Consider the following 25,564-nt stretch of genomic DNA (forward strand, 5'->3'; position numbering starts at 1 on the left):
TATGTCCCTTTCTTAATCTCCATTTAAATCATATTGTGATAGCTCATCTCGCAAAATTCCATACTTTACTGAGTCGAAATAGTGATTTTTCCAAAAACGAACCTTCCGAATACGACCCTCTTCTCGCATGCCACTTTTTTCACCGGCTTTTTGCATACCGATATTTCCAGACCAAGTTGTAAACCCGATATGCGGCAAATATGGATACATTTCAAAAAGCTGTTGATACCATAAACGAAGGGCAAAATGACCGATTCCTTTCCCCCAATAGTCCGCATCATAGATTGCGATTCCTATCTCTAACCATTGTTTGAGGTTTCCATCTTCCCAATAAGCTGTGACGATTCCGACTATTTTGTTGCCGACCAACATCAGATTTCTGTGTGAATCGTTAACCGCGGTCTTTCCCCAGCCAGTAGTAAATTCTTCCCAAGTTAACACAGAATCTTCAAAATAAGGACCATCAAATTCCATCCATTTCAAATCCGCCTTTGGTCCATAACTGACTTCCCATAGCGGTTTTAAATCCTCAGTGCCTACTTTCTTTAGCCAAATTTTTTTCCATAGCAGCTCCTTCTCTTTGCTAATTTTATTCTACTATAGATTTTCATATTTTCGATAGTTCAATTTTCTTGAAAACAAAAAACTCATCTTTAAAAGGACACAACAGTTACCTGTGAACTTTTAAAGATGAGTTTGTTTATCTTATATAAAATAGGATTGGTAGTCACTTTTAAATGTTTCACATGAAACATCGACATTTCTTACCCTCAAGCCGTTTCCTTCGATACCTTCGCAATCTTCCCTTGTTCGATATACACCATCAAAATACTTAGATCAGCGGGGTTTACGCCGCTGATTCGGCTAGCTTGAGCGATGGTTTCGGGTTGGATCTTTTGTAGTTTTTGTTTGGCTTCTGTCGCTAAGCCGTTGATGGCAGCGTAGTCGATGTTTTCAGGAATTTTTTTGGCTTCCATTCGTTTCAACTTTTCAACTTTTTCCATGGCTTTTTTGATGTAGCCTTCATATTTGATTTGAATTTCGACTTGTTCGACTTCTTTGTGGGTCAATTCATCGTTTTCAGGAACAAATTGCATCAATTCTTGGTAGCTGATTTCTGGTCGGCGCAAAAATTCATTAGCCAACACACCGTCTTTCAGCGGGGCAGATCCTTTGGCTTCAAGAAAAGCTTGAACCTCCGGCGTTGGTTTGATTCGAATGGTTGCTAGACGAGCAATTTCTGCTTCCACAGCGGCTTTTTTCTTCAAATACGTTTGATATTGCGGTTCTCTGACTAACCCGATTCGATGCCCCATTTCTGTTAGACGTAAATCAGCATTGTCATGGCGCAAAATCAAGCGATATTCTGCACGGGAAGTCAATAAACGATACGGTTCATTGGTTCCTTTCGTCACCAAGTCATCAATCATCACACCGATGTAGCCATCGCTGCGCTTTAAAATCATTGGGTCTTTGCCTTGTACCTTCAAACCGGCGTTGATTCCGGCAATCAGACCTTGTCCAGCCGCTTCTTCATAGCCGCTGGTACCATTGGTTTGTCCAGCAGTATAAAGATTTTCAATCAATTTGGTTTCTAATGTTGGGCGTAATTGATGAGGAACCACGACATCATATTCGATGGCATAACCGGTTCGCATCATTTCTACTTTTTCCAATCCGGCGATTGACCGCAACATTTCCACTTGAACATCCTCCGGCATCGAGGTAGAAAGTCCTTGCACATATACTTCTTCCGTATTCAAGCCTTCTGGTTCTAAAAATAACTGATGGCGGGGTTTATCTGCAAAACGGACGATCTTGTCTTCGATGGAAGGGCAGTATCTAGCGCCTACTCCTTCAACGATACCAGTAAACATTGGTGCCCGATGCAAATTGGCTTGGATGATTTCATGGGTTTTTTGCCCGGTATAAGTCAACCAGCAAGGCTCTTGATCGGTTTTGTAGGCACTGTCTGGAGTGCTGTAACTAAAATGATTAGGTTCTTTGTCACCTGGCTGAATCTCGGTCACGCTGTAATCGATCGAGCTGGATTTTACCCGTGGTGGCGTACCCGTTTTAAAACGGGCAATCTCAAAGCCCAATTCCTTCAAACTATTGGCTAAACCAACAGATGGTTGTGAATTATTGGGACCGGAAGAATATTTCAATTCTCCGATAATGATTTCTCCCCGCAAAGCGGTTCCTGCAGTGATTACCACCGCTTTTGCTCCATAACGAGCACCGGTATTGGTGATGACCCCTTTACAGACACCTTCTTCTACGATTAGCTTTTCTGCCATTCCTTGACGTAGCGTCAAATTTTCTTCTTTTTCAATCGTATGTTTCATTTCTGTTGCGTAGGCATGCTTGTCCGCTTGTGCCCGCAATGCGCGAACCGCTGGACCTTTTCCCGTATTCAGCATCCGCATTTGGATATAGGTCTTGTCGATATTTTTACCCATTTCGCCGCCAAGAGCATCGATTTCCCGTACGACGACTCCTTTGGCTGGACCACCGACTGACGGATTGCAGGGCATGAACGCCACCATATCCAAATTGATCGTTAACAGCAAGGTCTTGTTGCCCATGCGCGCATTTGCCAGTGCTGCTTCTGAACCGGCATGTCCAGCACCGACAACGATGACATCATAGGTTTCTGCTTGATATTCCATAAATTTCTTTTGCTCCTTTTTTGGGTGAACTGTTTTATCGTTTTTTGCGACTATTTTCCTAAACAAAATTGACTGAATAATTGGGTAATCAACTCGTCTTGTACACTATCCCCGACGATTTCTCCCAAATAATCCCAACAACGGGTCATGTCGATCTGCACCAAGTCCACCGGCATTCCCAGAGCAATTCCGCTGCTGACTTCGCCAAGAGCTTGACTGGCTTTTTCCAGCAATGCGATATGACGTGTGTTGGAAACATAAGAAGCATCCTTATCCCCGGTCTGTCCGGCAAAAAATAACGAAGCGATGGCTTGCTCTAATTGATCTAAGCCAGTATTTTCAATAACGGAAATGGTCAAGATGGTATCTGATTCTGTATATTTAGCCAATTCCGCAGCATCTAGCTGACTTGGCAAATCGGTTTTATTCAGCAAAATAATGCGTTTGCTTGCTTGCGTCAGTGTCAGTAATTCTCGATCTTCTTTGGTCAGTACCTCGCTTTGATTCAAGACCAATAAAACCAGATCTGCCTCCTTCAAGGCTTTTTTGCTGCGTTCCACTCCGATTTTTTCCACTTGATCTTGTGTCTCACGAATGCCTGCCGTATCCACCAGTTTCAATGGCACACCGCGAACATTAACGTATTCTTCGATGACATCACGGGTCGTTCCTTCAATATCCGTGACGATTGCCTTTTCTTCCTTTAAAAGTAAATTCAATAAACTTGATTTTCCGACGTTCGGTCGACCAATAATAGCTGTGCTGAGTCCCTCCCGCAAAATTTTTCCTTGTTGGGCGGTCACTAATAATTCCTGAATTTGTCCTTGAACTTGAGTTGCTTTTTCCTGTAATAGTTTAGTGGTCAGTTCCTCCACATCATCATATTCGGGATAGTCGATATTTACTTCAACTTGTGCCAAAGTTTCCAGAATTTCCTGCCGCAAAGCTCGAATCAAATGAGAAAGATTGCCATCCAATTGATTCAACGCCAAATTCATTGCTTTATCGGTCTTTGCTCGAATCAGATCCATCACCGCTTCTGCCTGTGACAGGTCGACACGACCATTTAAAAAGGCCCGCTTGGTAAATTCTCCCGGTTCGGCTAACCGAGCACCCTGCCGCAATAAGAGCTGCAACATTTGATTCACCACAACGATTCCGCCGTGACAATTAATCTCAACCACATCTTCTCGCGTAAAGGTTTTGGGTGCCCGCATCACGGAAACCATCACTTCATCTAAAAGCTGGTCATTTTGCGGATCAACGATATGTCCATAATGAATCGTATGCGTTGCCACGTCTTGCAGGTGTTTGCTGCCAGAACGATAGACCTCACCGGCAATCTTGATGGCATCCTCTCCGCTTAAACGTACGATGCTGATAGCACCTTCTCCCGGCGGTGTCGAAATTGCGGCGATCGTATCAAATTCTTTCGTAATTTCAGCCATTTTCTTCTCCTTCGCACAAAAAAAGTGCCTACTCCACCCTTTGAGAAAACAGGGTAGACTCTGCACTTTGACTGCTTGTCTGATTAAATTCTGGTCATAGATTAGCATAATTTCAAGGGTTATGCAAGTTTGTCGAAAAAAATTGCATCATTCTTTATTTCTTAGTTTATTCCTTTATTATAGAAGCTTTCTGTATCCTTATGTACAACAATCAGCTTTTGCAGTCAAACTGACGGAAACAAAAGCTGATTGTTTCTTTACTTTATTGGCTTCCTATTTCCCCACCATATGAGGATTGGTTCGCCGTTGATTTAACAAAAATCCAGTAAATATAGTCAAAATTGGTGCCAGTAATGGGAAAAATGCAAAAGGCAGGTACTGAACCGCACCAACTTTCAACGTGCCCATAATAAAGGTTCCACTGACTCCCCACGGAATCAGGGCGTTAACTGCCGCTCCCGCATCCGCAATGGTTCGGGACAGATATTTCCCCTCCAGATCGGCTTCTTCAAAAGAATGCTTGAACGTTTCTCCCGGCAAAATAATCGACAAATATTGTTCACCGACGATTACATTGATACCGATACTGCTGATAGCAGTAAACCCAATCAAACGAGAAGGACGATCCATCGCTTTTTTTAATTTATCAATAAGTGTCGCTACGATTTGATATTCCAACAACAAACCGCCTAAAGCCAGCGCCAAAAGAATCAAACTGACGGAACTGAGCATGCTGACGATACCACCACGGGAAAACAACGCATCCAGCTTGGCATCTGACGTATGGGCGATAAATCCATTCATCAAAATATTGGCTGTTTTAGTAACCGTGAGTTGCGGATTGTGAATAAAAGATAATACCACCGCTGAAGTCGATCCCAACAACAATGTAGGAATTGCGGGAATTTTTTTGATTGCTCCAAAAAATAAAATCAGCAGTGGAATCATCGTCCATGGTGAAATCCAGAAATTAGTCTGAATCGTGTGGATCATCTGATCTACACTTGCCAAATTGGCTGTATGGCTAGTGTGTCCTAAGACTATATAAAGGACCACACTCAAAAGAAACGCTGGCAAATCAGTAAACCGCATATTTGCGATATGTTCAAATAAATTGACGTGACCGATTCCGGCAGCCAAGTTGGTGGTATCTGACAATGGAGAAACATTATTTCCTAAAAAAGCACCGGAAACAATCGCTCCTGCTGTCAGCGCATCATTGAACCCCAGAATGTGTCCAATCCCCAAAAAAGCAATGCCGATGGTAGAAATCGTTGTAAAGGAGCTGCCGACAGTGACGCCCACAATTCCGCAAACAACAAAGACTGTTGGGATAAAGAAACGTACAGAGATCAATTGAAAACCGTAGACCATAATCGTTGGGATTGTTCCAGCTAAAATCCAAGAAGCTACTAACACACCGATTAACATAAAGATAATGATGGGAATGATTCCCGGCGTGATTCCTTTCGTAATTCCCCCATGAATCTCATCCCAACTATACCCGCGAAACCGTCCGTAAAATAACAACAACATGAAAACGACCAAAATCGGGATATGGGGAGTCAGATGAAAGCCGATAATAGAAATACCTAGTATAGCCAGCATTAAGAAAAGCAAAATAACGCTCTCTTTGATGGTATGATTCTTTTTCAATTTGATGTCCTCCTTCCATTGAAAACGACAAGGCCGCTGAACTTTTTTCAAGCAGGACCTTGTCGTATTTTTTAGTGACTATGAGAAACCTTTGAGTAATCCTCTGTCGATTTTTCTACATCGGATTGCCAAGACTGTTTCTTGAAGCCGTTGATTATCAATGGAATAACGAACATCACGATGGCAATGATCGCAACCAGTAAAGCATTTTGCAGTGTCGCTGTGCCTAACGTTGCAAAAGCGACTACCACGATTGAAAAGAGCAGCATACAGCTGACGATCCACGCCATCGTATTGCCGGTTTTACCGATACGATAAGGACGAGCCAAATCTGGTTGTTGACGGCGCATTTCCAGTAATGAAATGGCAATCAAAACATACACGATACAATAAATGATGGTGGTGGCATTGGTCAATGTCAGAAAAACTTCGCTGACATCATCCATTACTCCATAAAGCAGTGCAAACAACGAAATTACAACAGATTGCGTCAATACGACATTTTTTGATACGCCATATTTGTTTTCTTTATGAAAGCCGAATTTAGGTGGTAAAAAGCCTTCTCGTGCCACTTGGATGATGGTTTTTGATGGACCTGTGACCCATGCAGAGAGTTGTAGCAAAACACCAAGAAAGACCATGAAACTAAAAATATTGCCGATAATCGTTGGCAAACCTAAAATTTTACAATAAATCAAGATGGGTTGCGTAATATTTGCTAGTTCCATTTTGCCATTTGGTACGACATTTGCTACTAGCAAAGCATTGATCACATTCAACAATACCAAACCGATTAAAGCGGCAAAAACGCCCTTCGTGTAGTTTTTCGTGGAATCTTTTAATCTTGGCATATAGACCGAGCTCATTTCGATTCCGACAAAAATAAAGGTGATACCGGCTAAATATTTCAATGAATCCATATGTTGTAAATCTGGAAGAACCTTCGACCAAGAAAATGCGCCAAGATAACCGTTAGAAACCAGACCTACTTTAAATGCGGAGAACAGACCGAGAATAAACATTACTGCAACTGGAATATAAACCCCCAGCCAAACACCAATATTCCCGCCGACTTTTGCCATATCAAATTTTAAATTCAGTACTGTAATAATCCAATAAATAACTAGAATACTTGCTAAAACAAACCAATGATTGTTTCCAAGTTCTTGGTTGCCGATTGTATTGCCCAGCAAAGGGCCTAATGTTGAAGCGACCATGACCATTCCGGGGAACATTTGCACCCAAAGCAACCATGCAACAACAAATCCCCATTTGCTGCCTAATGCTGTTTTCACCCACAATTGTGGACCACCTTCTTGTGGCAGCATCGTAGAAAGTTCGCCGGAAATCATGGAGATAGGACCAGCAAAAAATAACACAGCAAAAATAGAGTAGAAAATCAATGTCCACCCGACTGCTGCGAGAGTCGGTATACTGCGGACTGTTGCACATAAGGCCATCGTTAACCCGATAAAGGTACCTAGACCGATTTTATTGATAGATGATTGACTCACTGTTGACATCCTCCTAGAAAATAGGAGGCTGCAGCCAGTGAAGAAAAACTGGTTGCAGCCTCGAATTAGTTATTTTACAGCTAATAATTCGTCTGCGTAAATTTTTTCCAGTTTTTCTTGAAGAGCCGCTTTGATTTTGCCGGCGTATTCCTCAAAATTTTCGGCTTGGTTCATGTAAGGTGTCATCACGCTGGCCCGTAAAACCGTTACTTTGCCGGCGCGCTTCCATTCTGCATCTGAAAAACCAAGCTGATTCACAAATTTCAATGGGCTATCGCCATAATCAGGAATCGCAAAATCAGTATGTGAAGTCAAAAATTCATTGCCATAAATACTTCCTTTGACGTAGGAAGAATAATCATAGATATCATGATTTAGTTTGTTCATCGCTTCTAAATCGTCCACGCCTTTTTCTTTAAAGACATAATCCACCATGTTGAAATCAGGATACGTCAACGGATGAACTTCGATTTCTTTATCCCCAACTGTAAAGGACAGGTTATTCAAGAAATTGAAGAAACGATGTGCGCCTTCGATGGAAGCTCCCATCAGTTTGCCATACCCATGAATGTTCAATGGCAATACATGATGCGCCGCCCAAACGCTGGCAGCCGTTGCACCGGCTTTTGATCCTTCCAAAATATAGGCACCTAAAAGAGCAGGAATGTCTGCGCCTTTTTCAAAGACATAGGTTGCAAAATACGAAATAACATCCCGCATCCGGATATCTTGAATCACGATACCACCGGCTGAATAAGGAACGTACCCCATTTTATGGGGATCGATTGTTACAGATTCTGCTTCTTCAATGGCTTTGTAGGCTTCATATACTTCTTTCAAGATATAATTTTTATTTTCAGTGAAGACGCCATTTTGATAATGAACATCTTTTAATTCTTCAAATGGGATAAAGTCATTGTTTTCATCCAAGAAAATTGCCCGACCATAGCCGCCGTATGCTGCATCAACATGCAAATAGAAGTAAAGTCCTTCTTTTTCAAGAGCATGGCGCAAAGCAACAATTTTGTCGATGCCGTCAATGGCCCCTTCTTCGGTAGAACCAACCACACCAACCACACCTAAAATCGGTGTTTTTTCTGCGGTCAGTTGACGGATGATTCGTTCCAGCTCATGGATATCCATCCGGTAATTGTGATCCACAGGAACCGGAATGACTTGATCTAATCCAACACCGATAATATCGGCGGCCTTCAACCAAGAATAGTGCTTGGTTTGTGGAACCAGCCATTTTCCTAATTTTTCTAAATGTTTGCCGCTGCGGGCAGAATGAGCTTTGATCTCATCGATTTTTTCTGGAACAGAATCTAATAAATCCATGATTTTTCTGGTAGGCATATTCAGCAATTCCCAATCGCTTTTGCCAGAAACAAGTTCTGGTGCGACTTCTTTCATCGCAAGCGGTAAGGATTTGATATTGCGGGCGTACCATAAGCCTTCTAAATTGGCTAATGAACCATCGGCAACGATGTGTCCCCAACCATTTTTGTAGCTCATCAAATGAGCAAATTCATGGCCGACTTCTTCTTCCATTTGACTCGTTGCAGGAGAAGATTCGTAAGCGACGTTGTTCCCGTTCCATAGCATCGCGAAGTTGTATGCTAGTAACGATGGCATCAAGGTTTCTGAATTCATGTGTCCCCAGTAACGCCCTGCATTATGCCATGGAACTGAGTGCGTCCGCATCCGCATGGAAATTTCGGATAGAACGTCTTTCATTTGGTTCACAGTGTTTTCGTAACTCTTTGAACTTTTTTCCTCTGGTGTGATGATGGGCATATCTTGTGGCATGTAATTTTGACGCCATCCGAGATGCTCATCCACCAATTCATTCAACAAAGCTTTATAGAGTTGGCCGTTCTCAGCTTTGTCACCAATGAATAGTGCGTGCAAGTTTAGATCATTTGACTTATCAGTCATAATGAACCCCTCCTAAAAAAATATTTTAAATTTTGTCGTTGCCTAGATTACACCTGTTATGGAGGACTGTAAACCAAAATCCGAACATTAATCTCATTATATTTTAATTTTAAGCTATTTTCTCAATTGTACCTACAATTATGAAAAATTAAAAAGGGAGGAAATTTGCAGATGCAAATTTCCTCCCAAGTTTGTATTAACGACGATCGCCGCTCTTTTTTTAGGATGGGTTCCTATATGGGAATTCTTTCATTCTCTCCCAGTTTCTCATGGGAAAAAATTACTAAATTCTAATCCACTACTTCGGCCAAAAAGTAGTTTTTCTTTCCTTTACGGATGACCACAAACTTTCCATCAAAGTGTTCTGATGGATCGATGACAAAATCTAAATCGGCAATACGATCGCCGTTAATACTAATAGCTCCGTTTGAAACATCTTCTCGTGCTTGACGTTTCGATGGTTCGATCTTCGTAGCGACTAAAAGCTCCACGATGTTTTCTGGTGTGCTGGAGATGTCAACTTTTGGCATTTTGCCAAAACCTTGCGCGATTTCTTGCGCATTCAACTCTTTGATATCCCCTGAGAACAAAGCTTTCGTGATTTTTTGAGCTTCTTGCAAGTCTTCTTCACTATGGACAAAACGAGTGACTTCTTCTGCCAAACGTCGTTGTGCTTCCCGTTTTTCAGGGGCAGTTTCGACTTTTTTCGCTAACTCATTGATTTCTTCTTGAGACAGGAAGGTAAAGAATTTCAAGTATTTCACAACATCCCGGTCATCTTGGTTCAACCAGAATTGGTAAAATTCAAAAGGTGATGTCTTGTTGGCATCCAGCCAAACCGCACCGCCGGCAGTTTTGCCGAATTTTGTGCCGTCTGCTTTTAACATTAATGGAATCGTCAATCCAAAAGCTTCTGCTTCTGGGCCTTCGATTTTTCGAATCAAGTCCAAGCCGGCGGTAATATTCCCCCATTGATCTGCGCCACCGATTTGCAGTTGGACGTCAAAGGTCTTATGCAAATGTAAAAAGTCGATGGATTGCAGGATTTGGTAAGTAAATTCTGTAAAGGAAATACCGACTTCTAACCGGCTGGCAACGATATCTTTTGCCAACATCGTATTGACGTTGAAGCTTTTTCCGTAATCTCGTAAAAATTCCAACAAGGAGATTTTTGACAACCAATCGTAATTGTTAACGAAGCTGATTGTCGCATCTTTCCCAAATAATTTGCGCATTTGAGCAGTCAGTGCATCAACATTGTGTTGGACTTGTTCCATGGTTTGCAACACCCGTTCGGTCTTCCGTCCGCTGGGATCGCCAATCGTTCCGGTTCCTCCACCAATCAAAATATACGGATGGTGGCCCGCCAATTGAAATCTTTTCATCATCATGAACGGGATTAAATGCCCGATATGCATGGAATCGCCTGTTGGATCAACACCGCAATAAAGTGAAATGCTCTTTTCGTTAACGAGCTTGCGAAGACCTTCTTCATTGGTTTGTTGATTGATGGCATCACGCCATGTTAATTCATCAATAATATTCATTTTATTGACCTCCATCTTTTTTTTGAAAGCAGAAACCTGCTAACTGACAAGTAGTGATTGTGGTGATTACCGGAAAATAAAAAAAATCCCTTAGCTGTTTTCAGCTAAGGGACGATTCTACGTGGTACCACCCAAATTCGTATGCACATGCATACCTCAAACATATAACGCTGTCGCGTGGCATTTTTGCCATAGACTCGCAAAATGTACTTCGTTTTAAAGCATGTGCTAGTTCGCAGCCCCACTAGCTCTCTGAAACATTGGCTTTATCCCTACTTCGTTTTGGTCATTGTCGTTTTCAATAATTACTATACCAGTATCATAGGACCCAACTTTTTCTTTGTCAACCGTAAATTTTTTAAATTTTCATTTCTCCTTGGGATTTTTTGAATAAAAATACTACTCTGACAAGGAGAAAAGCCGGTAAAAAAATTTTTTTCGTTTGTTATGATTTTATTAAAATAACAAATTACCAAATAGCTGTGGGCATAAAAAGGACATTGAGAAAACTCAATGTCCTTTTTATTAGACTGCTGCCACAGTTTCAAATTGTGAATTGTAAAGGGAAGCATAGTAGCCGCCTTTTTCGAGCAATTCTTCGTGGGTTCCTTGTTCTTTAATATCTCCGTCTTGCATGTAGAGGATCTTATCGGCATCTTTGATGGTGGACAACCGGTGAGCGATGACAAAGGAGGTTCTTCCTTGCATCAGGTTGTTCATTGCCGCTTGGATCAATTCTTCCGTACGGGTATCAACAGAAGATGTTGCTTCATCCAAAATCAAAATGGGTTTGTCTGCCAAAATCGCCCGGGCGATGGTCAGCAATTGTTTTTGTCCTTGAGAGATGTTGGAGGATTCTTCGTTCAACACCATGTTATAGCCACCAGGTAACGTCTTGATAAAGTGATCCACATGGGCTGCTTTTGCCGCCGCGTAAACTTCTTCATCCGTCGCATCCAAACGACCATACCGCAGATTATCCATGATTGTTCCTTTGAACAACCAAGTGTCCTGCAAGACCATTCCGATATTTTCCCGTAAGTCAGCACGGTTAAATTTGCGGATATCATGACCATCAATTTCGATTGCACCAGAATTCACGTCATAAAAACGCATCAACAGTTTCACCATCGTTGTTTTTCCGGCACCTGTCGGACCAACGATTGCAACGGTTTGTCCTGGGTCCACATGGGAAGTAAAGTCATTGATGATGATTTTATCCGGTGTATAGCCGAAATGAACGTGATCGAAATCTACCATTCCTTTGGCTTTCCCGATCTTCACTGGGTTTTCAACCGTTTGATCTTCTTCCTCTTCTTCCAAGAATTCAAAGACCCGTTCTGCTGCTGCTGCCATGGATTGCAGCATATTAGAAACTTGTGCCAATTGTGCGATTGGTTGTGTCAAATTCCGCACATATTGGATAAAGGCTTGGATATCTCCGACTGTGATCGTGCCATTGTAAGCCAAGACTCCACCGATGATCGCTACTGCCACGTAACCTAAATTACCGACAAAGTTCATGATTGGCTGCATCAAACCAGACAGAAATTGGGATTTCCATGCCGATTTGAACAAAACATCATTTTGCGCTTTAAAATCTTGCAGCGCATTTTCTTCATCATTGAATAAACGGACGATATTGTGTCCGCCGATTGTTTCTTCCACCTGCCCATTAATAACACCTAAGTATTCTTGTTGGGTTTGGAAATGCTTTTGTGATCTCTTGACAACAAACGCAATTAACAGAATCGAAAGAGGTACAATCAATACAGCAATCCCTGTCATCGGTACTGAGATCGACAACATCATTACGATAACTCCAATCACGGTAAAGACAGAAGTAATCAGTTGGGTGATGGATTGATTCAAGCTTTGTCCCAGTGTATCTACGTCATTGGTGATCCGTGACAGGACATCTCCCACCGTCCGGCTTTCGAAATAATTCATTGGCATCCGATTGATTTTTTCTGAAATTTCTTTCCGCATCCGGTACGTAATTTTTTGGGAAACGGTGGACATAATCCATCCTTGAATAATCCCAAAAAGTGATGCAACAAGATACAAACCTAACATAAATAACAGAATGCCACCAATTTTTTCAAAATCAATGCCGCCGGTTCCTTGATATTTTTCAAGCAATCCGTTGAACAATTCAGTAATTGCTCGGGATAAAATTTTCGGTCCCCAAATATTGAAGATCGTTGACGCGATCGCAAAGACGATAACGAAAAAGACCGCGATTTTATAAGCGCCGATATACGACACTAATTTTTTCAATGTTCCTTTGAAGTCTTTGGCTTTTTGCCCGCCGCCCATATGACCGCCAGGACCGCCGAAACCGCCGCCGCGAGGGCGATTGTTTGTTTTTTCACTCATTGTTTTCGCTCCTCCCTATTCAGCTTCTTCTATGCCTAATTCTGAATTGCTCAATTGTGATTGAGCGATTTCTTGATAGACATGGGATGTTTTGATCAGTTCTTCGTGGGTTCCTTGTGCGACTGCACGTCCTTCTTCTAACACGATAATATTGTCAGCATGAAGAATCGTTGAAATCTTTTGTGCAACAATGATTTGTGTTGCTCCGTGAATATTTTCAGACAAAGCTTTTCGCAGTGCCACGTCGGTTTTATTATCCAAAGCAGAGAAGGAATCATCAAAAATCAAGATTTTTGGATTCTTCGCTAATGCCCGTGCAATGGAAAGCCGTTGTTTCTGTCCGCCGGAAACATTTGAACCACCTTGTGAAATAGCACGTTCATAGCCGGTTTCGTTGCCATTGATAAACTCCGTTGCTTGGGCAATTTCTGCTGCTTTTTTCATTTGTTCATCAGAGATTTCTGCATCACCAAATTTGATGTTGGATTCGATATCCCCAGAGAATAAGATTCCTTTTTGTGGGACAAACCCAATCAGTTCATGCAATTTATGCAAGGATAAGTCGCGAATGTCGATTCCATCGATGGTGATTCGTCCACCTGTCACATCGAATAAACGAGGAATCAAGTTGATGACTGTTGATTTTCCTGAACCAGTAGACCCGATGATTGCGGTAGTTTCTCCCGGTTTAGCGGTGAAATTGATATGATGAAGCACATCTTCGTCCGCATCGCTATAACGGAATTCAACGCCTTCAAATTTCACTTCCCCCTTAAACTCAACGTCATTGTCTTTCACAGTTGGTTTGTCTGTAATGCTAGGTTCAGTTTTCAATACTTCATCCACCCGTCCAGCAGCAACGTTGGCACGAGGCAAAATGATTGAGACCATTGAAAGCATCATAAAGGCCATGACAATTAACATCGTATAGGTAATGAAGGCCATCATATCACCGACTTGCAGTTGACCATCGTTCATGTTGTGACCACCGACCCAAACGATCAATACAGAGATACCATTCATCAATAACATCATGACTGGCATCATGATTGACATTGCCCGGTTGACAAACAATTGGGTCTTCATCAAATCTGTATTGGCATTGTCAAACCGTTTTTCTTCAAATTTTTCCCGTGAAAAGGCGCGGATAACAGAAAGTCCGGTCAAAATTTCCCGTGAAACCAAGTTCACTCGGTCCACTAAATTTTGCAGGGCTTTGAATTTCGGCATGGTGAAGGCTAACAAAGTCACGACTAAAAATAAAACTGCCCCCACTGCAACGCCAACGATCCAGCCCATGCCGGTTCCCGTTTTGGCTACTTGATACACACCGCCGATTCCTAAGATTGGTGCATATAAAACCATCCGGATAATCATCACAATCCCCATCTGGATTTGTTGGATATCGTTGGTGTTTCGGGTAATCAAGGAAGCAGGCGAGAATTTTTCCATTTCATTATTGGAAAATTGCAACGTCCGTTCGTATTGTGCGACCCGTAAATTTCTACCGACAGATGCGGCTACCATAGAAGCAATCCATCCAACAATTACTGCGGCTGCCGCAGATAAGAAAGTCAAACCGACCATTTTACCACCGGTTTTGATCATGTAATTGGTTTGGATTTGTTGGGTGTCCATCTTCAAGGCTTTGTATTCTGCCAGAACGAATTGGATCCCAACGGTTTTCATAGAATCTTCTCCAAGATCCCCCATGGCTTTTTGTGTTGCTTTTCGAGCAGCAATGACTTTGTCCGGCATTGCATCAGCAGCTGTTTTCGCTTCTTCTGCAACTTCTTGTGCCTGTGTACCTTTTTCTTGGGCTTGCGCGGCTAAATCTTGTGCTTCTTGACTTTTTGCCTGTGCCTCAGCAGCAGTTTGTGCGGCCACTTGCGGGTCGGTTGCGCTGGCAGCCTCGGTTCCAAGTTTTTGAGCTTCTTCTCCGGCAGTTTTCGCTTGTTCACCGAGAGTTTTTGCTTCTTCTCCTAATTTTTCTGCTTCTGTTCCTTGTTCACTGAGTTTGGTATACGCCTCAATGATTGCCTTTGCTTCTGTGCTTTCTTCTCCTTTTGTTTGGGAAGCAGCCAACATCATCATCGGCAGTTCAAAAATTTTAGAAAGTTTTTCTTTCGTTACCCCGTCTTGAAGATCCAAGGTATAAATTTTTCCATCTTTTGAAAGTTTGTAGTTTTCTTCAATTGTTTTCTTTTCCGCAGCAGTCATAAACATTTCGACTGCTTGAAGGGATTCTTTGCGGATTTTTTTCGGTGTCGCTGTTTCGATCCCTCCTTGTTGAATACCGACATCAACGATATCAGAGGTTAGATTTGGTAAATTCAAATCACTGTTTGCCTGCACGATTAACAGGACAAGCACGGCGAGAATGGCATACCAGTATTTGCCAAGATGTTTAAAGATCTTCATTTAGGTGTCACTTCCTCTTTCTGTTTCATTGTGCATTTCGTGGGAGTATTTCATAAATTTCACGATCAATTCGAGAAATTTCTCGGTATCGTCTTTTCCCATTTTTTGAAAGACACAAACGATTTTTTCTTGCATTTTTTTCTTTTCAGCTTCAGCGGCTTCCTCGCCTGATTTGGTTAGCGTCACTTGGATTCGGCGACGATCATCCGGGTCCATTGTGCGCTGGATCTTCCCTTTTTTCTCAAGGCTTCCCAATAAAGCGGCGATTCTTGCGCTAGAAACATTTAACGCACCAGCCAAATGTTTAGGACTGACGGCCCGATTTTCATGACCAAGATACTTGATCACAACCGTTTCACCACGATTGCTTTTTTCCATCTCACTGAATGCACCATGACGGTTTCGCACCATCAACTGCTCTAATTTTCGTTGCGCTTCCTCAGCGTAGGACATGATTTTCCTCCTTCACGATTAATTAACACTATTAATCACTAACACTATTAATCACTAACACTATTAGTGAATTTCGCTTTGCTATAATAAGCCTATTTTTTTCTGATGTCAACCGATTAAAACCGTGATTTCGCTTACAGTTTTACTTTTTTTATTCCACCCTTCTATGGATGAAAAAATTCCCTTAGCGTGTGATAAAGATACCTTTTTCCTTTTGCAGATTTCGATGCTATACTGACAAAAAAAGAACCGTTTACAAAGAAATTGTTTCTTTTACCTCAAAATCAAAACAAGCCGGGTTCCTCCATCAAACGGGAGAAACTCGGCTTGTTTTTGATCAAAATGACAAACGCAACGTCTTTCACTTTGATAAGAATGATTTCTAGTAAAATATACTTGGTTTCGTAAACGTTGTCAATCGCTTTTTAAAAAGGGATACGTCCTTTTTAGTAATGTTTTTTGACGGGTTCGACAACGAGGTACCGGTAAGGTTCATCCCCTTCTGAATGGGTCTTGACTTGATCGTCATGACTCAAAACAGAATGGATTTGCTTGCGTTCAAAAGCCGGCATCGGTTCGAGGAAAACAGGACGTCCGGTTCGTTTGACCTTGTCTGCTGTCCGTTCAGCCAACCGTTGCAAAATTGCTTGCCGCTTTTGACGGTAATCCCCTACATTGACTACTACTGAAAGTTTATTTTCAGCAATACGATGGATGAAAACCTGTGCCAAATATTGTAAAGCATTTAGCATTTTGCCATGTTTTCCAATCAGAATCCCTTGTTTTTGCGTTTCTAGATGGAAAATGATCAATCCGTCTGCTCGCTCCATTTTGACTAACGCCGGTGCTTGCAGTTCGTTGGTGATATTGGTCAGATAAAGCGCCAATTCTGTCAAAGCAGCTTCATCGCCAAGTTCACTTACCTCGGCTTCAGAGACAGGTGCTGGAGCTGGAGCAACCGGTGCTTCTTCTCTTGCAACGGCTGTCACTGTATCCACGACAGCCTCGCTGATTTCTTCACTGACGGTTGGTTCGAGGGAAACACGGGCATCTTTTTTGCCCATTCCCAAAAATCCTTTTTTTCCTTCTTCTAAAACCTCGATGGATGCTTCTTCTTGCGTAAGTCCTAATGCGGCTAACCCTTTTTGGATCGCTTCTTCCACAGTTGTCCCTTCATAGATCGGCATCTGTTTGACCTCCCTTACTATTTTTTACGTTTTTTCTTCGGTGTCATCGCTTTTTGCAACGCCCGTTCCCGTTCACGAATTTTACGAGCTTCTTCTTCCCGTTCTTTGCGGATCTTGAATGGGTTGTTAATCAAAAGTGTTTGAACGACTTGGAAGGCGTTGGACACTACCCAGTACAAGGACAACCCGCTGGCTAAATTGACACCCATTACCAAGATCATGACCGGCATCACGAAGTTCATGATTTTCATGCTTGGGTTCGCATCGATTTGGCTCATGCTGGACAAGTAAGTACTTGCAAAGGTAAAGATTGCTGCCAGAATCGGCAAGATAAACGTTGGATCAGATTCCCCAAGGTTCAACCATAAAAAATGTCCTTGACGCAATTCGGGTACCCGTTGAATCGATTGCCACAACGCCATCAAGATTGGCATTTGAACCAGCAATGGCAGACACCCGGCATAAGGATTAACATTGTTTTCCGCATACAGCCGTTGTGTTTCTTCCTTTAACTTATTTTGAGTCTCAACATCTTTTGACGCATATTGTTTTTGCAGCGCTTTTAATTTGGGTTGCAATTCTTGCGTCTTGCGCATGCTCTTCGTTTGAAAATGCATCAATGGTAATAAAATGATTCGGATGATCAAGGTGAATAAGATGATCCCGATTCCGGCATTCCCAAAAGATAAGCCTTTAATCGCTTGGGCAAAAGTATAAACAATGTAGCGATCCCAAACTCCCGTACTTTCTGCACTGACATTTCCCGTTCCGCAGGCGGATAGGAAAAGAACCAGTCCTAGCAGACTTGCTAATAAGATAAGCTGTTTTCTCTTCACGAAACAAATTCCCCTTTACTTCTTTATTTAGTTTTTAAAATTTTTGCGAGTTTCAAGACATGTTCCAGATTTGTATAGACTTCCTTGCTATCCAGCTCGCTGATCGCTGGTCGAGCAATGACGATGAAATCAATCTCAGGCACTATTTTTTCCCGCATGTCATACAGGCAAGCGCGAATTTTTCGTTTCACGGCATTTCGTGTCACGGCATTGCCGATTTTTTTTCCTACCGAAAGCCCCACGCGAAAATGCGCTTGTTCAGGCTTATCCAAGCGATAGACCACAAACTTGCGATTGGCAAAAGATGCGCCGTTTTGAAAAACTGTTTGAAAATCACTTTCCTTTTTTACTCGATAGGACTTTCTCATTTCGCTTCCTTCATTTCTCTCTCATTTACTCACTCAACAATAATACCATATCTGCGCCGCTTACTTCATCCTTTTAAAGGAAAAAAGGGCATAAAAAAAACCACTGTGGTTTCAGTGGTTTACGCTGCAAGAACTTTTCTTCCTTTACGACGACGGCTTGCTAAAACACGACGACCGTTTTTAGTACTCATACGTTTTCGGAATCCATGAACTTTTTGACGTTTACGTTTATTTGGTTGGTAAGTTCTTTTCATTACTTCCACCTCCATCAAGATGATCTATCTAGATACTAGACATACTTTGATAGTATAACGAGAACTTATCTATTTTGTCAATAAGAAAACGTGAATTCTTCTGCCGGACAACCAACGAAATTATCCACATTTTTACTGCCAGCTTGGTAAAATTTGTGGATGCCTTTCAAAGATGTCAACAGCTTTTCAGGATTTTTCCGGAAGTTTTCAACAATTACACAGCCCTAAATAAGTTTTCAACATTTTTTTATTGTGCTGTGGACAACTTGCTAGAAAACGCCTAATATCGGGCTTTATAATTCACATCTGCTTGTGGATTACTTTTGGACAATGGTAAATAATCCCCAGAAACTTTTTTTGTGTGGATAACTTTATTGCTTTCTGTGGATAACTTTTATTTTTTTATGCACAGCTGTGGAAAAGATAAAAAAATTTTTTTCTGCCTTTGGCTTTTTTTTTCGTTAATCTGTGGAAAACTTTGCTAATCCATGCTAAATTAGTACTAGTATTCTAAATTGAACCTAGGAGGACATTCTATGTCATCTCTTAAAAGCATATGGGAGGAACTTCAAAACACCTTTCGAAAGGAACTCAATCCACAAAGCTATGAAGTGTGGATCGAGACGGTCAAACCGATTTCTTTTGAAAACAATCAATTGGTGATTGAAGTCCCTACAGATGTCCACAAGACATATTGGAAGAAAAATTTGGCGTCAAAAATCGTGGAAACAAGTTTTATGCTGTACGGCAAAGAAATTATTCCTACCTTTGTAACCCCGGAAGAGGCCCAACAGCTAACCCCGGTGAAAAAAACCGAAGAACCAAAAGAAGTCAGCAAACCAAATGCCATGCTCAATCCCAAGTACACCTTTGACACATTTGTTATCGGGAAAGGCAATCAGATGGCTCATGCAGCAGCTTTAGTGGTAGCGGAAGAACCCGGTTCGATCTATAATCCGCTCTTTTTTTATGGCGGCGTTGGTCTAGGAAAAACCCATTTGATGCATGCCATCGGACATCAAATGCTGCTAAACCGCCCCGATGCAAAAATCAAATATGTCAGCAGTGAAAATTTCACGAATGACTTCATCAACTCCATTCAAAAGAATAAAATGGAGGATTTTCGCAACGAATACCGCAGTGTCGATTTACTTTTAGTGGATGATATTCAGTTTTTAGTCAGCAAAGAAGGCACCCAGGAGGAATTTTTCTATACATTTGAAGAATTGTACAAAAACAATAAACAGATCGTCCTGACCAGTGACCGGTTGCCTCATGAAATCCCAACCTTGCCGGAACGATTGGTTTCCCGCTTTGCGTGGGGGTTGTCAGTAGACATCACACCACCGGATTTGGAAACTCGAATCGCTATTTTGCGGAAAAAAGCCGAAGCAGAACGTTTGGAAATTCCCGATGATACGTTGAGTTACATCGCCGGGCAAATCGATTCCAACATTCGTGAATTAGAAGGGGCGTTGGTCCGAGTGCAGGCCTTTGCTACCATGAATAATTCCGATATCACCACCAGTTTGGCGGCAGAAGCCCTAAAAGCATTGAAATCCAATCATGGCTTGGCACAGGTTTCTATTTTGCAAATTCAAGAAGAAGTGGCAAAATATTATCATATCCAATTAAAAGATTTAAAAGGGAAAAAACGGGTCAAAACTATTGTTGTTCCCCGACAAATCGCCATGTATCTCTCTCGGGAGCTGACGGACCATTCCTTGCCGAAAATCGGCGCAGAATTTGGTGGAAAGGATCACACCACTGTCATCCATGCCCACGAAAAAATCGAAAAATTAGTTGCCAGCGATGAAACCATAAAGACCGAAATCGGCGAAATCAAAAATCTGCTGATTCATTAGCATGTGGATAAAAGCGGCAGAATCCCAAAAGTTATCCACACGTTATACACATGGGGAAAACTGGACTGTCCGCACTTTTTCTGAGTTATCCACTGTTTAAACAGCCCTACTACTACTATTATCTTTAATTATCTATTAATAGATAAAGCGCCACCGAACAAACAAGAAAAATCCAGACAATAAACCGAATAAGGATGTCAGTTCCACTTTTCCAAGTATTCTAGTGGAATGATATACGGTGCGAAAATAAACTTAAATTTTCTTTTAGAAAATTTAATACACTAAAATGAGCAAGGAGAGTCATCTATGAAAGTCACCCTAAATCGTGCGTCATTTATACAAGAATTACAAACTGTTCAACGGGCAATTTCTTCTAAAACTACGATCCCCATTTTGACAGGCGTAAAAATCGTTTTAACCAGTGAAGGATTGACCTTGACCGGCAGCAATGCCGATATCTCGATTGAAACCTTTTTATCAGTGGAAAATGAAAAAGCCCAAATGCAGATCGAGGAAACGGGAGCTGTTGTATTACAGGCACGTTTCTTTAGCGAAATCATCAGACGATTACCAGAAGACACCTTTTCGATGGAAGTGTTAGAAAATAATCTCGTTGCCATCAACTCTGGAAAAGCCAACTTTACCGTCAACGGTTTGGATGCCGACAGTTATCCACATTTGCCAGTTGTCGAAAGTCAAAATCAAATGAAGATTCCGGTACATGTCTTGAACCAACTGATCAATGAAACGGTTTTTGCAGTGTCTCAACACGAAAGTCGTCCCATTTTGACTGGGGTCCATTTTGTTTTAGACAATCAAAAATTATTAGCTGTTGCGACAGACTCTCATCGTTTAAGCCAACGAGTGATTCCTATCGAGCAGGCAGCCAGTGATTTCAATATCGTGATTCCTGGCAAGAGCCTGATCGAATTATCCCGTTCATTGAGCGATGAAGAAGAAATCGTGGAAATCAGCATTATGGAAAACCAAGTTCTGTTCAAAACCGAAAATATGTTGTTTTATTCTCGCTTGTTAGAAGGCAATTATCCTGATACCAATCGTTTGATTCCAGCCAGCTTCAATACCGAAATCGAATTTTCCGTACCAAAACTATTGGCTGCTATCGAACGGGCGTCATTGCTGTCTCATGAAGGCCGCAACAATATTGTTCGTTTGTCTATCCGCAACGATGCAGTAACTCTTTACGGAAATTCACCAGAAATCGGGAAAGTAGAAGAAGCGCTGAATTACGAAAAAGTAACCGGCGAACCATTGGATATTTCCTTCAATCCAGATTACATGAAAGCTGCATTGCGGGCATTTGGCGATATGAGTATCACCGTCAAGTTCATCTCTGCAATCCGTCCTTTCACTTTGGAACCAACGGAAGGCGAAGCAGCCTTTATCCAACTGATTACTCCGGTCCGCACCAACTAAGAGATGTTTAGAAAGTGAAAATCCTCAGAAATTTTACAGAATAGAATCAATCACAGAAAACGGGCTTAAAATCGATTTTGAGCCCGTTTATTTATTTTTGTTAAAAAAACTCGATTTGGAACAAAACTTCTTAGAAAGAAAATAAACAAGATAAATTTGTTTTTCCCCCTAAAAAAAGGTATAATAAAGCCATATGTCTGCCATAGAATTGAGGGATGAAAATGAAAGAGAAAATCTTTTTGGAAACAGATTATATGACATTGGGGCAGGTGCTCAAAGAAGTCAGTGTCATCAGCAGTGGCGGACAAGCAAAATGGTATCTGGCAGAAAATACCGTATTTGTTGACGGAGAGCCGGAAAATCGCCGCGGTCGAAAACTTTATGCCGGTATGATGATCGAGATACCTGATGCAGGTACTTTTTTTATGACTAAAAAGGAACAACCCCATGAGGCTGACTGATCTCCATTTAAAAAATTACCGAAATTACTCAGAACTCTCTCTTTCTTTTTCCAAAAATCTCACTCTTTTTTTGGGAGAAAACGCACAGGGAAAAACCAATTTATTGGAAAGTATCTATGTATTGGCCATGACCCGCAGTCATCGGACGAATAATGAGCAGGAATTGATCCAATGGGGCAATGAATTTGCGCATATTCAAGGAACGGTGACAAAAAATACCAGCAAGATTCCATTAGAGATCACACTTTCGAAAAAAGGTCGGAAAACGAAAGTTAATCACATGGAACAAAAAAAGCTCAGCAGTTATGTGGGGCAGATGAACGTGATTTTGTTTGCGCCGGAGGATCTGTCGCTGGTCAAGGGCAGTCCGCAGGTGCGGCGAAAATTTTTGGACATGGAAATCGGGCAGATTGATCCTATCTATCTCTACGATCTGGTCCAGTACCAGCATGTACTGAAGCAGCGGAATCAATACCTAAAACAAATGCTGAACAAAGCCGATCCTCTGTATCTGGATATCTTATCCGAGCAGCTGGTGGCATTTGGCAGCAAGGTGCTTTTAGGACGAGCAAAATTTGTCAAACGTTTAGAGTACTGGGCAAATGAGCTGCATCATAAAATCAGCCATGAAAAAGAGACTCTGACGATCGATTATGTTTCAAGTATTCCATTTCACTCTTCAAATTTGGAAGAAATCCAAGCAGCTTTTACCCAAGAGTTGAAAAAAAGCCGAGAAAAAGAACGGCTGCGTTTATCTACGTTGGCAGGTCCTCATCGGGATGATCTGCATTTTGCGATTAATGGCAAAGACGTCCAAACCTATGGCTCTCAAGGACAACAGCGAACGACAGCCTTGAGCGTCAAACTGGCAGAAATCGATTTGATGAAGGAGGAGACCGGCGAATATCCAATTCTTTTATTGGACGATGTCATGAGTGAATTGGATGACACACGGCAGCTCCATCTCTTAGAAACCATTGAAGGCAAAGTCCAGACCTTCTTGACTACCACGACGTTGGAACATGTGAAAAATAAAATGACTGTTGAACCGGAAATTTTTTACGTTCAGCAAGGCGAATTAAAAGGAGAAGAAAACTAGATGACAGAAGAAGAAAAAAGTTTAGTCGAACGCGCCAAAGAATATGATGCCAGTCAGATCCAAGTGTTGGAAGGACTGGAAGCCGTTCGGAAACGTCCCGGTATGTATATCGGTTCGACTAGCTCTGAAGGATTGCACCACCTTGTTTGGGAAATCGTCGATAACTCCATCGATGAAGCGCTGGCAGGTTTTGCGACGAAGATTCAAGTCGTTGTGGAAGAAGACAACAGTGTCACCGTTGTTGATGATGGCCGGGGAATTCCTGTCGGCATCCAAGCCAAGACGGGACGTCCCGCAGTGGAAACTGTCTTTACGATTCTACATGCCGGCGGAAAATTCGGCGGTGGCGGCTATAAAGTTTCCGGTGGGCTGCACGGGGTAGGTTCCTCCGTTGTCAACGCCTTGTCGACAACACTAGATGTCAAAGTGTTTAAAGACGGCAAGATTTATTTCCAAGAATACCATCGGGGTGCTGTCGTAGATGATTTGAAAATCATCGGAGAAACCGATCAACACGGAACGGCGGTCCATTTTGTTCCGGATCCGGAAATTTTTACGGAAACCGTTGAATTTGATTTTGACAAACTAGCTACTCGGATTCGTGAATTAGCTTTCTTGAATCGTGGCTTGCATATCTCTATTGAAGACCGTCGTGGGGAACCGGTATTGAAAGAATACCATTTTGATGGCGGAATCAAGAGCTACGTGGAACATTTGAATGCCAACAAGAATGTATTGTTCCCTGAACCGATTTATGTTGAAGGGGAACAGCAAGACATTACGGTTGAAGTGTCGCTACAATACACAGACAGCTACCACACGAACCTGTTGAGCTTTGCCAACAATATCCATACCTATGAAGGCGGGACCCATGAGTTCGGCTTTAAAACGGCGCTGACACGGGTCATTAATGATTATGCCCGCAAACAAAAGCTGATGAAGGAAAATGATGAAAATCTGACGGGGGAAGATGTCCGAGAAGGCATGACTGCCGTGGTTTCCATCAAACACCCTGATCCTCAGTTTGAAGGTCAGACCAAAACCAAATTAGGCAACTCAGAAGTCCGGACGGTTACCGATCGTTTGTTTTCAGAGCATTTTACTAAATTCTTGATGGAAAATCCGACGATTGGTCGTCAAGTCGTTGAAAAAGGGATGCTGGCTTCCAAAGCTCGACTAGCTGCCAAACGAGCACGGGAAGTGACCCGACGAAAAGGTGCGCTTGAAATCAGCAATCTCCCTGGAAAACTGGCAGACTGTTCCAGCAACGATCCGGAAAAATGCGAATTGTTCATCGTCGAAGGGGATTCCGCTGGTGGTTCTGCAAAACAAGGACGAAATCGGGAATTCCAAGCGATTTTACCAATCCGCGGAAAAATCTTGAATGTTGAAAAAGCAACGATGGATAAAATTTTAGCCAATGAAGAAATCCGTTCTCTTTTCACAGCAATGGGAACCGGCTTTGGTTCCGATTTTGATGTCTCCAAAGCCCGTTACCACAAATTAGTGATTATGACGGATGCCGATGTCGATGGCGCCCATATCCGGACCTTGCTATTGACGTTGTTCTATCGTTACATGCGTCCAATCGTGGAAGCAGGGTACGTTTATATCGCCCAACCACCATTGTATGGCGTAAAGCAAGGAAAAAATATCACCTACGTTCAGCCTGGAAAACGTGCAGAAGAAGAGTTGCAGGAAGTGATTCAATCCTTGCCGGCAACACCAAAACCTAACGTACAACGGTACAAAGGTCTAGGAGAAATGGACGACCACCAATTATGGGAAACCACAATGGACCCTGATAATCGCTTGATGCTGAGAGTCAGCGTGGATGATGCTATCGAAGCCGATCAAATCTTTGAAATGCTAATGGGAGACCGGGTAGAACCTCGCCGTGCGTTTATCGAAGAAAATGCCCATTACGTGAAAAATCTTGATATCTAGATGAAGGATGTCAGCTCCACTTGTGTAAGTATTTTGTGGAATGATAGACGGCATGAAAATCGGTGGAAATTTAAAAGAAATT

General features: G+C 42.1%; 19 protein-coding genes and 1 other annotated feature. Of the genes, 5 read left to right on the forward strand and 14 right to left on the reverse strand.

Annotation, left to right across the window (positions count from 1 at the left end; translation table 11 throughout):
• Positions 1–12 precede the first annotated feature (12 nt).
• The 14 genes from FFM66_RS06670 to rpmH all read right to left on the reverse strand — a co-directional run bounded on the left by FFM66_RS06670 (position 13) and on the right by rpmH (position 18,673).
• On the reverse strand, positions 13–570 hold the full coding sequence (locus FFM66_RS06670; protein ID WP_137605404.1) for a GNAT family N-acetyltransferase: 558 nt from the start codon (positions 568–570) through the stop codon (positions 13–15).
• A gap of 200 nt (positions 571–770) precedes the next feature.
• Positions 771–2,672: a tRNA uridine-5-carboxymethylaminomethyl(34) synthesis enzyme MnmG gene (mnmG, locus tag FFM66_RS06675; RefSeq protein WP_137605405.1), complete on the reverse strand. Its 1,902-nt coding sequence runs from the start codon at positions 2,670–2,672 to the stop codon at positions 771–773.
• A 50-nt stretch (positions 2,673–2,722) separates the two neighbouring features.
• Entirely contained in the window at positions 2,723–4,120 is a 1,398-nt protein-coding gene (gene mnmE / locus FFM66_RS06680; RefSeq protein WP_137605406.1) for a tRNA uridine-5-carboxymethylaminomethyl(34) synthesis GTPase MnmE, read from the reverse strand.
• A 273-nt stretch (positions 4,121–4,393) separates the two neighbouring features.
• On the reverse strand, positions 4,394–5,776 hold the full coding sequence (nhaC, locus tag FFM66_RS06685; protein ID WP_137605407.1) for a Na+/H+ antiporter NhaC: 1,383 nt from the start codon (positions 5,774–5,776) through the stop codon (positions 4,394–4,396).
• Positions 5,777–5,847: 71 nt separating this feature from the next.
• On the reverse strand, positions 5,848–7,290 hold the full coding sequence (gene tyrP, locus FFM66_RS06690) for a tyrosine-tyramine antiporter (RefSeq protein WP_048604632.1): 1,443 nt from the start codon (positions 7,288–7,290) through the stop codon (positions 5,848–5,850).
• A 69-nt stretch (positions 7,291–7,359) separates the two neighbouring features.
• Positions 7,360–9,228: a tyrosine decarboxylase gene (gene tdc / locus FFM66_RS06695; RefSeq protein WP_048604631.1), complete on the reverse strand. Its 1,869-nt coding sequence runs from the start codon at positions 9,226–9,228 to the stop codon at positions 7,360–7,362.
• A gap of 290 nt (positions 9,229–9,518) precedes the next feature.
• Complete coding sequence (tyrS, locus tag FFM66_RS06700; RefSeq protein WP_048604630.1) at positions 9,519–10,775, reverse strand: tyrosine--tRNA ligase; 1,257 nt, start codon at positions 10,773–10,775, stop codon at positions 9,519–9,521.
• Positions 10,776–10,879: 104 nt separating this feature from the next.
• Positions 10,880–11,074: a binding site (T-box leader), on the reverse strand.
• A 226-nt stretch (positions 11,075–11,300) separates the two neighbouring features.
• Positions 11,301–13,154, reverse strand: coding sequence for an ABC transporter ATP-binding protein (locus FFM66_RS06705; RefSeq protein ID WP_048604629.1), 1,854 nt, complete (start codon positions 13,152–13,154; stop codon positions 11,301–11,303).
• A gap of 15 nt (positions 13,155–13,169) precedes the next feature.
• On the reverse strand, positions 13,170–15,575 hold the full coding sequence (locus tag FFM66_RS06710; protein WP_048604628.1) for an ABC transporter ATP-binding protein: 2,406 nt from the start codon (positions 15,573–15,575) through the stop codon (positions 13,170–13,172).
• Positions 15,576–16,028 (reverse strand): MarR family winged helix-turn-helix transcriptional regulator, encoded by a 453-nt coding sequence (locus FFM66_RS06715; RefSeq protein ID WP_048604627.1) that lies wholly within the window; start codon positions 16,026–16,028, stop codon positions 15,576–15,578. It abuts the gene before it with no gap.
• A 446-nt stretch (positions 16,029–16,474) separates the two neighbouring features.
• Entirely contained in the window at positions 16,475–17,215 is a 741-nt protein-coding gene (gene jag, locus FFM66_RS06720; RefSeq protein WP_137605409.1) for an RNA-binding cell elongation regulator Jag/EloR, read from the reverse strand.
• A gap of 17 nt (positions 17,216–17,232) precedes the next feature.
• Positions 17,233–18,051 carry a YidC/Oxa1 family membrane protein insertase gene (locus FFM66_RS06725; protein WP_048604625.1) on the reverse strand — a complete coding sequence of 273 codons (819 nt, stop codon included), beginning with the start codon at positions 18,049–18,051 and terminating at the stop codon, positions 17,233–17,235.
• Positions 18,052–18,074: 23 nt separating this feature from the next.
• Positions 18,075–18,419 (reverse strand): ribonuclease P protein component, encoded by a 345-nt coding sequence (gene rnpA / locus FFM66_RS06730; RefSeq protein ID WP_048604624.1) that lies wholly within the window; start codon positions 18,417–18,419, stop codon positions 18,075–18,077.
• A 119-nt stretch (positions 18,420–18,538) separates the two neighbouring features.
• On the reverse strand, positions 18,539–18,673 hold the full coding sequence (rpmH, locus tag FFM66_RS06735) for a 50S ribosomal protein L34 (RefSeq protein WP_006703104.1): 135 nt from the start codon (positions 18,671–18,673) through the stop codon (positions 18,539–18,541).
• Positions 18,674–19,209: 536 nt separating this feature from the next.
• Here rpmH and dnaA point away from each other — a divergent pair.
• The 5 genes from dnaA (at position 19,210) to gyrB (ending at position 25,482) form a co-directional block, all read left to right on the forward strand.
• Complete coding sequence (gene dnaA / locus FFM66_RS06740; RefSeq protein WP_048604623.1) at positions 19,210–20,538, forward strand: chromosomal replication initiator protein DnaA; 1,329 nt, start codon at positions 19,210–19,212, stop codon at positions 20,536–20,538.
• A 306-nt stretch (positions 20,539–20,844) separates the two neighbouring features.
• On the forward strand, positions 20,845–21,975 hold the full coding sequence (dnaN, locus tag FFM66_RS06745) for a DNA polymerase III subunit beta (protein WP_048604622.1): 1,131 nt from the start codon (positions 20,845–20,847) through the stop codon (positions 21,973–21,975).
• Between the two features lie 221 nt (positions 21,976–22,196).
• Positions 22,197–22,436, forward strand: a complete 240-nt coding sequence (yaaA, locus tag FFM66_RS06750) for a S4 domain-containing protein YaaA (RefSeq protein WP_048604621.1) — start codon at positions 22,197–22,199, stop codon at positions 22,434–22,436.
• Complete coding sequence (recF, locus tag FFM66_RS06755) at positions 22,423–23,535, forward strand: DNA replication/repair protein RecF (protein ID WP_048604620.1); 1,113 nt, start codon at positions 22,423–22,425, stop codon at positions 23,533–23,535. The genes yaaA and recF overlap by 14 nt, the downstream gene beginning before the upstream one ends.
• Positions 23,536–25,482 carry a DNA topoisomerase (ATP-hydrolyzing) subunit B gene (gyrB, locus tag FFM66_RS06760; protein ID WP_048604619.1) on the forward strand — a complete coding sequence of 649 codons (1,947 nt, stop codon included), beginning with the start codon at positions 23,536–23,538 and terminating at the stop codon, positions 25,480–25,482.
• Positions 25,483–25,564: the final 82 nt, after the last annotated feature.

The organism is Enterococcus songbeiensis (assembly GCF_005405265.1).
Lineage (GTDB): Bacteria > Bacillota > Bacilli > Lactobacillales > Enterococcaceae > Enterococcus_C > Enterococcus_C songbeiensis.

Bases quoted from the DNA above. Each gene is read 5' to 3' on its own strand.
- jag (WP_137605409.1), bottom strand. From the start codon at position 17,215: ATGCCGATCTATGAAGGGACAACTGTGGAAGAAGCGATCCAAAAAGGG.
- rnpA (WP_048604624.1), bottom strand. From the start codon at position 18,419: ATGAGAAAGTCCTATCGAGTAAAAAAGGAAAGTGATTTTCAAACAGTT.
- yaaA (WP_048604621.1), top strand. From the start codon at position 22,197: ATGAAAGAGAAAATCTTTTTGGAAACAGATTATATGACATTGGGGCAG.
- FFM66_RS06710 (WP_048604628.1), bottom strand. From the start codon at position 15,575: ATGAAGATCTTTAAACATCTTGGCAAATACTGGTATGCCATTCTCGCC.
- FFM66_RS06715 (WP_048604627.1), bottom strand. From the start codon at position 16,028: ATGTCCTACGCTGAGGAAGCGCAACGAAAATTAGAGCAGTTGATGGTG.
- tdc (WP_048604631.1), bottom strand. From the start codon at position 9,228: ATGACTGATAAGTCAAATGATCTAAACTTGCACGCACTATTCATTGGT.
- rpmH (WP_006703104.1), bottom strand. From the start codon at position 18,673: ATGAAAAGAACTTACCAACCAAATAAACGTAAACGTCAAAAAGTTCAT.
- dnaA (WP_048604623.1), top strand. From the start codon at position 19,210: ATGTCATCTCTTAAAAGCATATGGGAGGAACTTCAAAACACCTTTCGA.
- dnaN (WP_048604622.1), top strand. From the start codon at position 20,845: ATGAAAGTCACCCTAAATCGTGCGTCATTTATACAAGAATTACAAACT.
- mnmG (WP_137605405.1), bottom strand. From the start codon at position 2,672: ATGGAATATCAAGCAGAAACCTATGATGTCATCGTTGTCGGTGCTGGA.
- mnmE (WP_137605406.1), bottom strand. From the start codon at position 4,120: ATGGCTGAAATTACGAAAGAATTTGATACGATCGCCGCAATTTCGACA.
- recF (WP_048604620.1), top strand. From the start codon at position 22,423: ATGAGGCTGACTGATCTCCATTTAAAAAATTACCGAAATTACTCAGAA.
- gyrB (WP_048604619.1), top strand. From the start codon at position 23,536: ATGACAGAAGAAGAAAAAAGTTTAGTCGAACGCGCCAAAGAATATGAT.
- tyrS (WP_048604630.1), bottom strand. From the start codon at position 10,775: ATGAATATTATTGATGAATTAACATGGCGTGATGCCATCAATCAACAA.
- FFM66_RS06705 (WP_048604629.1), bottom strand. From the start codon at position 13,154: ATGAGTGAAAAAACAAACAATCGCCCTCGCGGCGGCGGTTTCGGCGGT.